Below are 13,077 nucleotides of genomic sequence, written 5' to 3' on the forward strand. Positions count from 1 at the left end.
CTTGAACGGATGTTGCAGATCTGGGGTTGCGGTGGTGGTGGGGTTTGCGGTGCGTTCGGGCTATCGCGCGTGCGCTGTGGCCCGGGCGTAGGTCTCGATGACACGGGAGTCGTCGCGGGCGCCGAGACCGGCGTCGGCCGCGGCGAGGTAGCGAGCACGAGCGGCATCGAGCAGCGGCGTCTCGGCGTCGGCGCCTCGTGCGGCGTCGGCGACGAGGCCGGAGTCCTTGACGAAGATGTTGATCTGGCTGGTGACCTCGACGTCGGTGTCGCCGAGCATTCGGGGGCCGCGGTCCGAGAGCATCCACGATGCCGCAGCGCCCGCCTCGACGAGCGGTAGCACCTGTGCGGGGTCGAGCCCGAGCGACTCGGCGAGTGCGAGTGACTCGGCCGCTGCCACGATGTGGACAGCGCAGAGGTGCTGGTTGACGACCTTGATCGACTGACCCTCGCCGAGCGACGAGCCCACGAGCTTGACGTCGCCGAGAGGAGCGAGCACCGGGACGACGCGATCGGCGTCGGCAGGGTCGCCCGACAGGAAGATCGTGAGCTCGCCCGTGCGGGCGCGGGCGACGCCGCCGGTCACGGGCGCGTCGACCACGCGGGCGTCCGCTCGTCGCAGGCGTTCACCCTGCTCGATCGCCGATGCGGGGCCGACCGTGCTCATGATCACCCAGGTCTGGCCGGCGGTCGTGCCGGCCGCGAGCGCCGCGTCGACGAGCTCGGCGAGCTGGCCGGGGGTCGCGACCATGACGATCACCGTCGTGGCCCCGTCGAGGTCGGCGATGCCGCTGACGACGCGGATGCCGGCGGCGGCCGCGCGCTCGTGGGTGGCGGGGAAGGGGTCGACACCAGTGACGTCGGCGCCGGCGCCGGCGAGGCGGACCGCCATCGGGAGGCCGATGGCTCCGATGCCGACGAAGGCGATGTGCTCGGTCATGGTGTGGAAGCTCCTTTGGTTCATCCCTGCGGGCCGACGGGCGGTCCGTTAGATTGGTTCTACCAATCGCGTAATCGATGATAGGCACATCGGAAGCCGATGTCAACAATTGGTTCAACCAATTCGGGGGACCGGCTCGAACGTGCCGAGGTTCGGCGCGCGCGGGGGCCCGGGGCCCCGGTCGGAGTGGACGGACCTGCGGGTCCAGTTGCACACTCCCCGGAGGGCGCTGCCGCGCAGGTCGGGCGGGTCGCCGCCGCGACCGCGTCAGCGGACGGGTTCGATGTGGAGCTGAAGCCAGTTGTCGAAGTGCTCGCGCATGGCGGCGCGTGCGGCGTCGGGGTCGCGCGCCTCGAGCGCGGCGACCACGTCGTAGTGCACGGAGTCCGTACGCCGGACGCCGTTCTCATCGAGCGGCTCGACCCGTACCGCCTGGAGTCGGCGGTAGCGGATGGTCTCGCGGAGCACGTGGCTGAACCCTTCGTGCATGAGGCGGAAGATCGGGTTGTCGACGATGCGGTTGAGCCGCGAGTGGAAGCGCACGTCGGCCTCGAAGGCGGTCTCGTGGTCGCCTGCCTTGGTGGCGGCGATCATGGCGTCGACGTCGGCGCGCAGGGCCTCGACCTGCTCATCGGTCACGACTCGGGCGGCCGCCTCGGCGATCGACTCCTCGAGGAGCACGCGCGCGTCGGCGAACTGCTGGTCGTTGAGGTAGCCGAGCTGTCGGGAGATCGTGAAGTAGCTGCGCACGAAGTCGTCACCGGGGGTGTCGATGTAGGTGCCGCGGCCCTGGGTGCGGTGCAGGAAGCCCAGCCGTTCGAGTACGGAGAGTTGCTCGCGCAACGCTCCGCGGCTCATGTTGAGTGCCTCGCCGAGTTCGCGCTCGGGCGGCAGCCGTCGCGCAGTCTTGCCCGGCTCGGGCGTCGCGAGGCGCAGGAGATCGCTCACGAGGGATTCGAGCAGTTCCGCTGCCATGCCGCCTCCAGACCTCGGGTCATTGGTTGAACCATTCTTGCTTCAATGGTACGGGAACGGCCGCCGGGATTTTCCCGGCGGCCGTTCCGACACGCAGCAGCGTGCGCCTACAGCTCGGACTCGCCCGCCGCCGATGCAACGGCCTCGAGCGGGCTCTGCGAGTCGGACCTGACCACGGTGCCGTCTTCGAGCGCCTCTTCGGCGTCGAGGTCGGTCGCGGCCTGCTCGAACTGCGAGTTGTAGAGGCGGTAGTACGCACCCTTCGCGGCGATGAGCTCGTCGTGGTTGCCCTTCTCGACGATGTCGCCGTGCTCCATCACGAGGATGAGGTCGGCGTCGCGGATCGTCGAGAGACGGTGCGCGATCACGAACGACGTGCGGCCCTGGCGCAGTGCTGCCATGGCGTGCTGCAGCAGCAGCTCGGTGCGGGTGTCGACCGACGAGGTGGCCTCGTCGAGGATGAGCACCGACGGCTGCGCCACGAAGGCACGGGCGATCGTGATGAGCTGCTTCTCACCGGCCGAGACGTTCGACGCGTCTTCGTCGAGCACGGTGTCGTAACCCTCGGGCAGCGAGTGCACGAACCGGTCGACGTAGGTCGCCTTCGCAGCCGCGAGCACCTCGTCGTCGGTCGCCGTCTGGCGGCCGTAGCGGATGTTCTCGCGGATCGACCCGGCGAACAGCCACGGGTCCTGCAAGACCATGCCGGTGCGGGCCCGCACGTCGTGGCGGGTGAGGTCGGCGATGTTCTGTCCGTCGAGCAGGATGCGCCCGCCGTCGAGCTCGTAGAACCGCATGATGAGGTTCACGAGCGTCGTCTTGCCTGCGCCCGTCGGGCCGACGATCGCGACCGTCTGCCCCGGCTCGACCTGGAACGACAGGTCGGTGATGAGCGGGTGCTCGGGGTTGTACGAGAACGACACGTGGTCGAATACGATCGTGCCGTCACCGTCGACCGGTGCCGGGGCGTCGGCCGCGTCTGCCTGCTGCTCGTCGGCGTCGAGCAACTCGAAGACGCGCTCGGCCGAGGCGGTGCCCGACTGCACGACGGCGGCCATGCCGCCCAGCTCGGACAGCGGCTGCGTGAACTGCTGCGAGTACTGGATGAACGCCTGCACGTCGCCGAGTCGCAGCTGGCCGGTCGCGACCATGAGGCCGCCGAGCACGGCGATGCCCACGTAGGTGAGGTTTCCGATGAACATCATGCCCGGCATGATGATGCCCGACAGGAACTGCGCCTTGAAGCTCGCCTCGTAGAGCTCTTGGTTCTCGGCCTGGAACTTCGCCCGCGAGTCCTGCTCGCGACCGAACACCTTGACGAGCGCGTGGCCCGAGAACGACTCCTCGACGCGGGCGTTCAGGCGCCCGACCTTGCGCCACTGGATGCCGAACGCCTTCTGCGACTTCGGTCCGATGATGCCGAAGATCACGGCCATGAGCGGCAGCGACACGAGCGCCACGAGCGCGAGCTGCCACGAGATCGAGAACATCATGATGAGCACGCCGAGCACGGTGAGCACCGAGGTGATCACCGTCGACAGCGATTGCTGCATCGTCTGCGTGATGTTGTCGATGTCGTTCGTGACCCGCGAGATCAGCTCGCCGCGCTGCACCTTGTCGAAGTAGCTGAGCGGCATGCGGTTGATCTTCGCCTCGACCGACTCGCGGAGGCGCCACATGGTCTTCACCATGATCACGTTGATGACGTAGCCCTGCAGCCACGTGAGCACCGAGGCGATGATGTAGAGGGCGAGCACGAGCATGAGCACCTGGCTGAGGCGCACGAAGTCGACGCCCTCGCCCGGCACGACGCCGGCGGCCGCCACGACGTTCGCCAGATCGTCTTGCCCGGCCGCCCGCAGGCCCTCGACGGCCTGCTCGGTCGTCGTGCCCGGGGGCATCTGCTGCCCGATGACACCGGCGAAGATGATGTTCGTCGCCTCGCCGAGCACCTTCGGCGCCCACACGGCGAGCACGACGCCGAGGGCACCGAGGATCGACGCGAACGTGAACGCGAACGCGTGCGGCTTGAGCAGGCCGATGAGCCGGCCGAAGCTCTGGCCGAAGTTCTTCGCCTTGCCCGGTGCGACGGCGCCGCTCCAGTCGTCGGCGTTGATGCGAGCCTGCTCGCCGAGCTCGATCTCGAGCTGCTCTTCTGCGGAGAGGGGGGTCTGCGCGGTCATCGTGCGGCCTCCACTCCGAGCTGGGATTCGACGATCTCACGGTACGTGGTGCTCGATTCGAGCAGTTCGTCGTGCGTGCCGACGCCGACCATGCGGCCGTCGTCGAGCACGATGATTCGGTCGGCGTCGGTGATGGTCGAGACGCGCTGCGCGACCACGATCTTGGTCACCTGTGGCAACTCCCTCCAGAGTGCTTGCCTGAGTCTGGCGTCGGTGGTGAGGTCGAGCGCCGAGAACGAGTCGTCGAAGACGAGGATGTCGGGGTTGTGCACGATCGCCCGCGCGATCGCGAGCCGCTGACGCTGCCCGCCCGAGACGTTCGTGCCGCCCTGCGCGATGCGGGCGTTCAGGCCGCCATCCATCTCCTCGACGAAGTCGCGCCCCTGCGCGATCTCGAGTGCGTGCCACAGCTCTTCGTCGGTCGCGTCTTCACGCCCGTAGCGCAGGTTCGATGCCACCGTGCCGGTGAAGAGGAACGGTCGCTGCGGCACCAGGCCGATCGAGCTCCAGAGCTTCTCAAGATCGGCCTCGCGCACGTCGACGCCGCCGACCTCGACGCTGCCGCCGGTGACGTCGAACAGGCGGGGGATGAGCGAGATGAGCGTGGTCTTGCCCGCGCCGGTGGAGCCGACGATCGCGACCGTCTCGCCCCTGCCCGCCGTGAACGAGATGTCGGAGAGCACCGGGTGCTGGGCTCCGGGGTAGCTGAACTCGGCATCGGCGAACGTGACGGTGCCGGGCGCCGGGAACGTGGAGACGGGGTTCGCTGGGCGCCTGAGCGACGTGTCGGCATCGAGCACCTCGCCGATGCGCTCTGCCGACACCGCGGCGCGCGGGATCATGATCGTCATGAAGCTCGCCATCAGCACGCCCGTGAGGATGAGCATGACGTACTGCATGAAGGCGAACAGCGTGCCGATCTGCACCCGGCCCGCGTCGACCTCGAACGCGCCGAACCAGACCACCCCGACGACCGTGACGTTCAGCACGAGCATGAAGAGGGGGAACAGCAGCACGAACAGCGAGCCGACCTTGCGGCCGACGATCATGATGTCGGTGTTCGCCTCGCCGAACCGCTCCTCCTCGATGGGCTCGCGCACGAACGCGCGCACGACGCGAACGCCGGTGAGCTGCTCGCGCATGATGCGGTTCACGTTGTCGAGCTTCTTCTGGTAGCTGCGGAACAACGGCACCATGCGGCTGATGATGAGCACGGCGATGACGAGAAGCGCCGGCACCGACACCGCGATGATCCAGCTGAGCCCCACATCTTGCCGCAGCGCGAAGATGATGCCGCCGATCGCGAGGATCGGCGCGGTCACGAGGAACGTGCCGCCCATCATCGCGAGCATCTGCACCTGCTGCACGTCGTTGGTGTTGCGGGTGATGAGCGAGCCCGGCCCGAATTTCGAGACCTCGCGCTCGGAGAAGCTCGAGACGCGTTCGAAGACGTCGTTGCGGATGTCGCGACCGGCGCTCATCGCGGCACGCGCCGCGAAGTACGTGGCGATGATCGACGCCGTGATCTGCCCGAGCGAGATCGTGAGCATGAACACGCCGGTGCTCCAGATGTAGGCGGTGTCGCCCTTGGAGACGCCCTCATCGATGATGTCGGCGTTGAGGCTCGGCAGGTAGAAGGTGGCCAGTGCCGAGGCGAACTGGAACACCAGCACACCGAGCAGCCACCACTTGTAGGGCTTCAGGTAGCGGAAGAGGATTTTTCCGAGCATGAGATCTCCGGGTCGGAGGGCGGGAAGGAGAGTCGTCTGACGGAGCCCCACGAAGTGTGGACGAGAGGCACCTGCCCGACGGCGGGTACAGTGTCGCACCCCCTTGCGACATTGCAGGATTTGAGGCTTACACGGGCCTTCTTGCGCGTCAATACGAACAGCGGCATCCGACATGCGCGTTCACCGAACGCGAAATCCCGGCTGCCGGATGCCGCTCCCCGCGTCGCCCTGACACCCGCGAGGCCGCGGCATAGAATTCGCGCATATGGACGAGTCAGCCGCCCTGGACGTCACTGCGGCGCGCGCTGTCGAGACCGGCGACCGCGACCGGCTGCTCTGGTCCGACGCCGACCGCGAGTGGGCGAGTCGCGCCGCGGCCGAGGTCGTCGGCGAGGGCGCGACTCCCGAGGCCTACCTGAGTCGGCGCGCGCGGCTCGTGCTCGAGCGCATCGGACCGCGCCAGCCCGCGGTGCCGCGCGCGGTGCGTGCCCTCGTCTGGCGGCCGTGGGTGGGTGTCGTCGTCATCGTCGCGGCGTTCCTGCTGGGGCTCGTCATCGACCGCATCGGCGGCGGCGCGAGCATCAACCTGCTCGCCCCGCCGGTGTTCGCGCTCGTCGTGTGGAACGTCGTCGTCTACCTCTCGCTGATCGTGCGCGCTGTCGCCTTCCGGGGTGCGGCCCCCGGGCCGGTGCGGTCGGGGCTCATCCGCCTCGCCGCGCTGCGCACGCCGCTGACCCGGCACCGCGGCGACGATCCCGGGGCCGCGCGCCGATCGATCCTCGCCGCGCTCCCCGCCGACTGGGCGAGCATCGCCGCACCGTTGTACGGCGCCCGCGCCGCCCGCGTGCTCCATCTCGCCGCGGCCGCGACCGCCCTCGGCGTGATCTCGGGCCTCTACATACGCGGGCTGGCGTTCGAGTACCGCGCGTCGTGGGAGAGCACGTTCCTCGGCGCCGAGCAGGTGCGCGCGCTGCTCGCCGTGACCCTCGCGCCCGGGTCGTGGATCACCGGCATCCCGATCCCCGACGTGGCGGCGATCGAGGCGATCCGCGCGCCCGCGAGCGAGAATGCGGCGACCTGGATGCATCTGCTCGCCGGCACCGTTGCCGCCGTCGTCGTCATCCCGCGCCTCGTGCTCGCGATCATCAACGGTCTGATCGAGCGGCGCCGTGCGACCCGCGTGCGACTGCCGCTCTCGGAGCCGTACTACCGGCGGCTCGTCGCGGGCTACCTCGGCGGACCCGGTCGCGTGCGGGTCGTGCCGTACAGCTACACCGTGACGGCCGAGGCGCAGGCCGGGCTCGACGCCGTGCTGTCCCGGGCCTACGGCGGGGCGGCGGCGACCATCGACCCGCCCATCGGGTGGGGCGACGACGAGGCGCTCCTCGGGCTCTGGGCCGGCGCCCCGGCCCCACCGCTCGAGCACGGCGGTGCTGCGAGCGAGGCCGCCGTGCTCTTTTCCCTGTTCAGCCTCGCCGCGACGCCCGAGCGCGAGGCGCACGGCGTGTTCCTCGACGCGCTCGCCAGGGGCGTGCCCACGGGACATCCGCTCATCGCCCTGATCGACGAATCCGGCTTCCTCGCCCGCTGGCCCGACGACGAGAGCCGTCTCGCCGGCCGCCGCGCTGCCTGGCGCGAGTTCGTGAACGATCACGCGGCCGTCGCGGTGTTCCTCGACCTCTCGTCGCCCGATCTCGCGGCGGCCGAGGCCGACCTCGCCGCGGCATCCGCCGCCGATGCCGGCGAATCGCCGAAGGGGAAGGTGACGTGAACGAGCCCACCGAACCGTCCGCCGAGCCGACCGGGCTGGCGCAGCCGACAACGCCGGCTCAATCGACCGAGCCCGCGGCCGTCTCCCTCTCGCTCATCTCGCACACGAACGCCGGCAAGACGACCCTCGCCCGCACCCTGCTCGGCCGCGACGTCGGCGAGGTGCGTGACGCACCCCACGTGACGCTCGAGGCGACACCGTTCCCGCTCGTGCAGACCGCAGAGGGCGACCTGCTCACCCTTTGGGACACACCGGGCTTCGGCGACAGCGTGCGACTCGTGCGGCGGCTGCGGCAGGATGGCAGCCCCATCGGCTGGTTCCTGTCGCAGGTGTGGGACCGCTACCAGGACCGCGCGTTCTGGCTCACCCAGCTCGCCGTGCGCAATGTCGCCGAGCAGGCCGACGTGGTGCTCTACCTCGTGAACGCGGCCGAGGAACCTGGCGATCTCGGGTACCTGGCGTCCGAGCTCGAGGTGCTCGAGTGGGTCGGCAAGCCCGTGCTCGTGCTGCTCAACCAGACCGGCCGTCCCCGCGAGCGTGAGGTCGAGGCGGCCGACGCCGACCGGTGGCGCGCGGCGCTCGCCGACGCCCCGCACGTGCGCGACGTGCTCGCGCTCGACGCGTTCGCCCGCTGCTGGGTGCAGGAGTTCACGCTCTTCGCGGCGATCCGGCGGGTGGTGCCCGAGGAGCGTGCGGCGGCGTTCGAGCGGATGTCGCAAGCGTGGCGCGATCGCCGCATGCACCAGTTCGACCAGGCGATGACCGCGCTCGCCGAACCGATCGCGCAGGCCGCGTGCGATCGTGCCGCGCTTCCGCCCGAGCCGCTCACGACCCGGCTCGGTGGCTCGATCGGCATGCAGATCGCCGCCCGCACGCAGGCCCGGGCCGACGCGACGCACGAGATGGAGGAGCGGCTCGACGCCGGACTGCGGTCGAGCACCGAGCGGCTCATCGCGATCCACGAACTCGAAGGTCGCGCCGCCGACGAGGTGCTGGCGCGCGTGGCGAGCGACGTGCGGGTCGACGCTCCGATCGACGAGGGACGCGCCGGCGTCGTCTCGGGTGTGCTCTCGGGAGCGGCCGCCGGACTCGGCGCCGACCTCATGGCGGGCGGCCTCACCTTCGGCGCCGGCATGGTGGCGGGTGCGGTCATCGGCGCCCTCGGCGGGGCCGGGGTCGCCCGCGGCGTCAACCTCGTGCGGGGACGCACCGAGTCCAGCCTGCGCTGGGAGGAGGCCTTCCTCGACGGCCTCGTCACGTCGGCCCTGCTGCGCTACCTCGCGATTGCGCACTACGGTCGCGGTCGCGGCGAGTGGAAGCAGAGCGAGTACCCGCCGCATTGGCGCCGGCTCGTCGTCGCTGCCGTCGTCGCGAACTCGGCAACGCTCGCGGCGGTGTGGGCGCGGCGTTCGGCAGACGACGCATGCGACCGGCTCGAACGCGCACTTCAGGCCGCGCTCAGCGAGATGGCCCTCGGCCTGCTCGACGAGCTGTATCCGGGGGTCACCGGTCGGGACGGGGCGCCATCCGGTAGGCCGTGAACGACGCCCAGGCGAGCCACGTCCACCCGGCGACGACCGCCAGCCAGAGCAGTCCGATGCCCGCCGGGACCGTCGCGAGGGCGGCCCCGCCCATGAAGCCGAACACGATCACCGCGGCGGCCACCCACGACGTGATCGCCACGCTGCGCCGACCTTCGGCGCGGAACCATCCGGCGAGCACGATCGCCGCCGCGGCGAGGCTCAGGAAGCCGATCGCGCCCGCAACGAGGTGCAACAGGCCGGTCACCGACGCCGCCGTGGCATCCGTGCCCCCGGGCGGGAAGCCGCCCATCGGGTCGGGCGGGAGGAGCGCGGCGGCGAAGAGGCTCACGCCGTAGAGTCCGAGGAGCACGGCCGCCGTGATCCCCGGACGCCGGGGCACAAGTCGCGCGAACCCGACGGCAGCGGCCAGCACCATGATGCCGCTGAGCACGAGGTTGGCCGCCTGGATCCAACCGAGCGGTCCGAGCAGCAGCAGGCTCAGCGCGTGCCGCGAGAGGTCGAACCCCGGCACGAGCAGCGCTTGAGCCAGACCGACGACGAGGTAGAAGGGACCCGCCATGACGCCCCAGCCGAGGAGCGACTTCGTCACGGCGCGGCCGCGGTCGAAGGTCGTGGGGGACGAGGTTCCGGGAACTGTGGTGGACATCGTGCTCATCCTTTCCTGCTTCGTTGCTGTGCCTCAAAGGTTTCTGCCCTCATGGGTGTAGTATTACACCGAGAGATACATAAGTAAACGGATGAGTGCAAAAGAATGGGAGGCGGCCATGAGCACGACGTCGACGACTGCTCGGACCGACTACGAGGACCCGCGCATCACCCGCTCCCGCGCCCTCATCATGGACGCGGCCGCCCGCGTCTTCCTGGAGCGCGGCTACCCCGGCACGAGCGTCGACGACATCGCCGCCGAGGCCGGCGTCTCCAAGCGCACCGTCTACAACGTCTTCGAAGACAAGGAGCAGCTGTTCCGGGCGATCCTCGGCCAGGCGATCGCGACGGCCGAGCGGTACTCGCTCGCGCTCGGTGAGACGGCTGCCGAGGCAGACGACGTCGAGGCGGCACTCACAACGCTCGCACGCGAGCTCGCGGCATCCGTGCTCAGCGGCCGGGTCGTGCCGTTGCGGCGGCTCCTCATCGGCGAAGCGTCGCGGTTCCCCGAGTTCGCGGCCGAGTACTACGATCGCGCGCCCGGTCGCGTGATGGCTGCCGTCGCGACCGCGCTCCGCGCCTTCGGCGAGCGCGGACTGCTGCGTGTCGACGACCCCGAGCTCGCTGCCGAGCACTTCGCGTTCCTCGCGATCGGCCCGTCGCTCGATCGCGCGCTCTTCGATCTCGCGAGCGACACGGATACCGCGACGGCGACCCGCGCGATCGAGCGCGCCGAGCGCGGCGCCGCCGCGTTCCTCCGCGCCTACGCCGCCTGACGCCGCATGCGGCGCGTGCCACCGCCCGCCGGCCTGCCTGCGGCCACCATGCGCACGGCGCAGAATGGACCCCGGAGGTCGACGATGATCACGCATGAGGTCCTCAACCAGGCGCCGCCCCGCGAGGGCGTCGACGAGTTCGGTACGAATGTGCCGCTCGTCGAGGCGGTCGCGAGATGGGGACGAGCGGATGTCCCGGGCGAGGCTGCGCCCGCGGGCCCGAGTCGCACGCACCGCGCAGGACCGGCCGTCTCGACCCTCGCCGAGATCGGACGCCACGTCGGCGCGGCGGCGTTCCAGCGCGACGCCGAACGGGCGAACACGCACCCGCCGGTGCTGCACACGCACGACCGTTGGGGCAACCGCATCGACGAGGTCGAGTACGACGACGCCTACCACCGCATCATGGCCGCGGCGATCGGCGCAGGCGCGCACACGTCAGCGTGGGCGTCACCGGGAGCGGGCGCGAACGTCGACCGTGCCGCGGCCTTCTTCCTCTTCGCGCAGGTCGAGCCGGGACACGCGTGCCCGGTGTCGATGACCCACGCGGCGGTGCCGACACTCGAGCTCGCGGCATCCGGCCTTCACGACGAATGGATGCCCCGGCTGCTGAGCCGCGCGTACGAGCCGGCCCTCGCTGATCGAGTAGGGCCGCGCGAAGCGCGACCCGCTCCCGCTGATCGAGTAGGGCCGCGCGAAGCGCGACCCGTATCGAGATCCGGGGCGAAGCGGTCGGCGCTCATGGGCATGGCGATGACCGAGAAGCAGGGCGGCAGCGACGTGCGGGCGAACACGACGCGCGCCGAGCCGACGGGTGTCGATGACGGGTGGGGCCACGAGTTCCGCCTGACCGGTCACAAGTGGTTCTGCAGCGCACCGATGAGCGACGCGTTCCTCGTGCTGGCGCAGGCGCCGGGCGGCCTCAGCTGCTTCTTCGTGCCGCGCGTGCTGCCCGACGGGACGCGCAACGTGTTCCGCATCCAGCGGCTGAAGGACAAGCTCGGCAACCGCTCGAACGCGTCGAGCGAGATCGAGCTCGACGGCACGACCGCCTGGCTCGTCGGCGACGAGGGGCGCGGTGTCACGACCATCGTGCAGATGGTCACGCGCACCCGCCTCGACTGCGTCATCGGGTCGGCCGCGGGCATGCGCCAGTCGGTCGCCGAAGCCGCGTGGCACGTGCGGCACCGCAGTGCGTTCGGCGCCCTGCTCGTCGATCAGCCGGCGATGGCGGCGGTCGTCGCCGACCTGGCGATCGAGTCCGAGGCGGCGACGATCACCGCGATGCGGCTCGCTCGCGCGTACGACGATGATACAGATGGCCCCGAGCGGGCGTTTCGCCGTCTGGCCACGGCCGTCGCGAAGTACTGGATCTGCAAGCGCGGCCCCGGCCACGCCTACGAGGCGCTCGAGTGCCTCGGCGGCAACGGCTACACCGAGGCGTTCCCGCTCGCGCGCCGGTATCGCGAGCAACCGTTGCTCGCGATCTGGGAGGGCTCGGGCAACGTCATCGCCCTCGACGTGCTGCGCGTGCTGGGGCGCGAGCCCGAGGCGTTCGAGGCGTTCTTCGACGTCGTGGGCGAGGCAGTCGGTGAGCACGCCGCGTTCGATGTCGCGCTCGCCGAGGCGCGGGCAGTCGTGAGGGAGCTGGCTTCCGATGTGGCAAGCTCGGCCGCTGCCGCGCGGGCTCGCGAGCTCACCGAGCGACTGGCGCTCGTGCTGCAGGCGTCGCTGCTCGTGCAGCACGCGCCGGCCGCTGTCGCCGACGTCTTCGTGCGCACGCGCCTCGAGGGCGCCGGAGGGTTGCTCTATGGCGCCCTGCCGGCGGGTGTCGACACCGCGGCGATCCTCGCGCGGGCGTGAGCTGGGGCATCCGCCCGCTGACTTGTTCTGCGTCCGATGCGTCGAGCATCCGCCCGCCGATCAGATCGCCCGCGTGAACGGGACCCGGCGCAGCGTCTCGTCATTCAGATCGCGCGCGTGAACGTGACCCGGTGCTCGCCCGGCCCGTCGTAGTCGAGGTACGCCGGAACACCGTCGACGTCGGTGTCGCCGCCGAGCGTGAACCCCATCGCGCGGTGGAACTCCTGCGAGCGCACGTTGATCGGGCCCGTGATCGCGTCGACACGTCGGCATCCGAGCGCCCGCACCTGGGCGAAGAAGCGCTCATAGAGGGAGCGCGCGAGTCCCGTGCCGCGCAGGTCGGGACGCACGCCGACGAAGTGCACGTACGCGACCTCGGGTTGCGACTGCGATCGGAACCCGACGAGGAACGCCGCGAGTTCGCCGTCGCCGTCCTCGACGATCGTCGAGGTGTCGCCGAAGTGCTGGAAGAACAGGCGTGGTAGCAGCAGCGGCAGCGTCTCTGAGTTGGGGGTCTGCCACCACTCTGGGATTGCCGCGACTACTCGCGCATGGTCGCGCTCGGTCGCAGGCCGGAACACGAGCGACGGATGCGGCGCCCCCGACTCGTCGCTCACGACACCGTCACTCATCGCACCTCGCCCCGGGCAC

General features: G+C 70.4%; 10 protein-coding genes. 4 read left to right on the top strand and 6 right to left on the bottom strand.

Translation table 11 applies throughout. The features are described 5' to 3' along the window. Positions 1–60: 60 nt before the first annotated feature. The 4 genes from LQ757_RS04185 to LQ757_RS04200 form a co-directional block, all read right to left on the bottom strand. The gene (locus tag LQ757_RS04185) at positions 61–939 is read right to left on the bottom strand and encodes an NAD(P)-dependent oxidoreductase (protein WP_231045938.1); all 879 of its coding nucleotides are present in this window, start codon (positions 937–939) and stop codon (positions 61–63) included. A gap of 267 nt (positions 940–1,206) precedes the next feature. Further along, positions 1,207–1,914, bottom strand: a complete 708-nt coding sequence (locus LQ757_RS04190) for a FadR/GntR family transcriptional regulator (RefSeq protein ID WP_231045939.1) — start codon at positions 1,912–1,914, stop codon at positions 1,207–1,209. A gap of 107 nt (positions 1,915–2,021) precedes the next feature. After that, positions 2,022–4,097, bottom strand: coding sequence for an ABC transporter ATP-binding protein (locus LQ757_RS04195; RefSeq protein ID WP_231045940.1), 2,076 nt, complete (start codon positions 4,095–4,097; stop codon positions 2,022–2,024). Continuing rightward, positions 4,094–5,827 (bottom strand): ABC transporter ATP-binding protein, encoded by a 1,734-nt coding sequence (locus LQ757_RS04200; RefSeq protein WP_231045941.1) that lies wholly within the window; start codon positions 5,825–5,827, stop codon positions 4,094–4,096. The genes LQ757_RS04195 and LQ757_RS04200 overlap by 4 nt, the downstream gene beginning before the upstream one ends. Before the next feature lie 265 nt (positions 5,828–6,092). On the opposite strand from LQ757_RS04200, the gene LQ757_RS04205 reads away from it, so the two are divergent. Together LQ757_RS04205 and LQ757_RS04210 are read left to right on the top strand one after the other, a co-directional pair. Further along, positions 6,093–7,598, top strand: coding sequence for a DUF2868 domain-containing protein (locus LQ757_RS04205; RefSeq protein ID WP_231045942.1), 1,506 nt, complete (start codon positions 6,093–6,095; stop codon positions 7,596–7,598). Beyond that, a complete protein-coding gene (locus tag LQ757_RS04210) occupies positions 7,595–9,139 on the top strand; it encodes a DUF3482 domain-containing protein (RefSeq protein ID WP_231045943.1) in 1,545 nt (514 codons plus the stop codon). The genes LQ757_RS04205 and LQ757_RS04210 overlap by 4 nt, the downstream gene beginning before the upstream one ends. On the opposite strand, the gene LQ757_RS04215 is transcribed toward LQ757_RS04210, so the two are convergent. Beyond that, positions 9,102–9,788, bottom strand: coding sequence for a DUF998 domain-containing protein (locus LQ757_RS04215; protein WP_231045944.1), 687 nt, complete (start codon positions 9,786–9,788; stop codon positions 9,102–9,104). The two genes, LQ757_RS04210 and LQ757_RS04215, sit on opposite strands and share 38 nt — an antisense overlap. Before the next feature lie 118 nt (positions 9,789–9,906). Between LQ757_RS04215 and LQ757_RS04225 the strand changes: the two genes are divergently transcribed. Both LQ757_RS04225 and LQ757_RS04230 read left to right on the top strand, forming a co-directional pair. Continuing rightward, positions 9,907–10,563 (top strand): TetR/AcrR family transcriptional regulator, encoded by a 657-nt coding sequence (locus LQ757_RS04225; RefSeq protein WP_304504427.1) that lies wholly within the window; start codon positions 9,907–9,909, stop codon positions 10,561–10,563. An 84-nt stretch (positions 10,564–10,647) separates the two neighbouring features. Beyond that, entirely contained in the window at positions 10,648–12,426 is a 1,779-nt protein-coding gene (locus tag LQ757_RS04230) for an acyl-CoA dehydrogenase family protein (RefSeq protein WP_231045945.1), read from the top strand. Positions 12,427–12,530: 104 nt separating this feature from the next. Here the strand turns inward: LQ757_RS04230 and LQ757_RS04235 are convergent, their stop codons facing one another. Continuing rightward, complete coding sequence (locus tag LQ757_RS04235; protein ID WP_231045946.1) at positions 12,531–13,058, bottom strand: GNAT family N-acetyltransferase; 528 nt, start codon at positions 13,056–13,058, stop codon at positions 12,531–12,533. Positions 13,059–13,077 lie beyond the last annotated feature (19 nt).

It is taken from the genome of Agromyces cavernae (assembly GCF_021044935.1).
GTDB classification, from domain to species: Bacteria; Actinomycetota; Actinomycetes; order Actinomycetales; family Microbacteriaceae; genus Agromyces; species Agromyces cavernae.

Coding starts and splice junctions, on each gene's coding strand:
- LQ757_RS04230 (WP_231045945.1), top strand. CDS start 10,648: ATGATCACGCATGAGGTCCTCAACCAGGCGCCGCCCCGCGAGGGCGTC.
- LQ757_RS04195 (WP_231045940.1), bottom strand. CDS start 4,097: ATGACCGCGCAGACCCCCCTCTCCGCAGAAGAGCAGCTCGAGATCGAG.
- LQ757_RS04235 (WP_231045946.1), bottom strand. CDS start 13,058: ATGAGTGACGGTGTCGTGAGCGACGAGTCGGGGGCGCCGCATCCGTCG.
- LQ757_RS04200 (WP_231045941.1), bottom strand. CDS start 5,827: ATGCTCGGAAAAATCCTCTTCCGCTACCTGAAGCCCTACAAGTGGTGG.
- LQ757_RS04205 (WP_231045942.1), top strand. CDS start 6,093: ATGGACGAGTCAGCCGCCCTGGACGTCACTGCGGCGCGCGCTGTCGAG.
- LQ757_RS04215 (WP_231045944.1), bottom strand. CDS start 9,788: ATGTCCACCACAGTTCCCGGAACCTCGTCCCCCACGACCTTCGACCGC.
- LQ757_RS04185 (WP_231045938.1), bottom strand. CDS start 939: ATGACCGAGCACATCGCCTTCGTCGGCATCGGAGCCATCGGCCTCCCG.
- LQ757_RS04190 (WP_231045939.1), bottom strand. CDS start 1,914: ATGGCAGCGGAACTGCTCGAATCCCTCGTGAGCGATCTCCTGCGCCTC.
- LQ757_RS04225 (WP_304504427.1), top strand. CDS start 9,907: ATGAGCACGACGTCGACGACTGCTCGGACCGACTACGAGGACCCGCGC.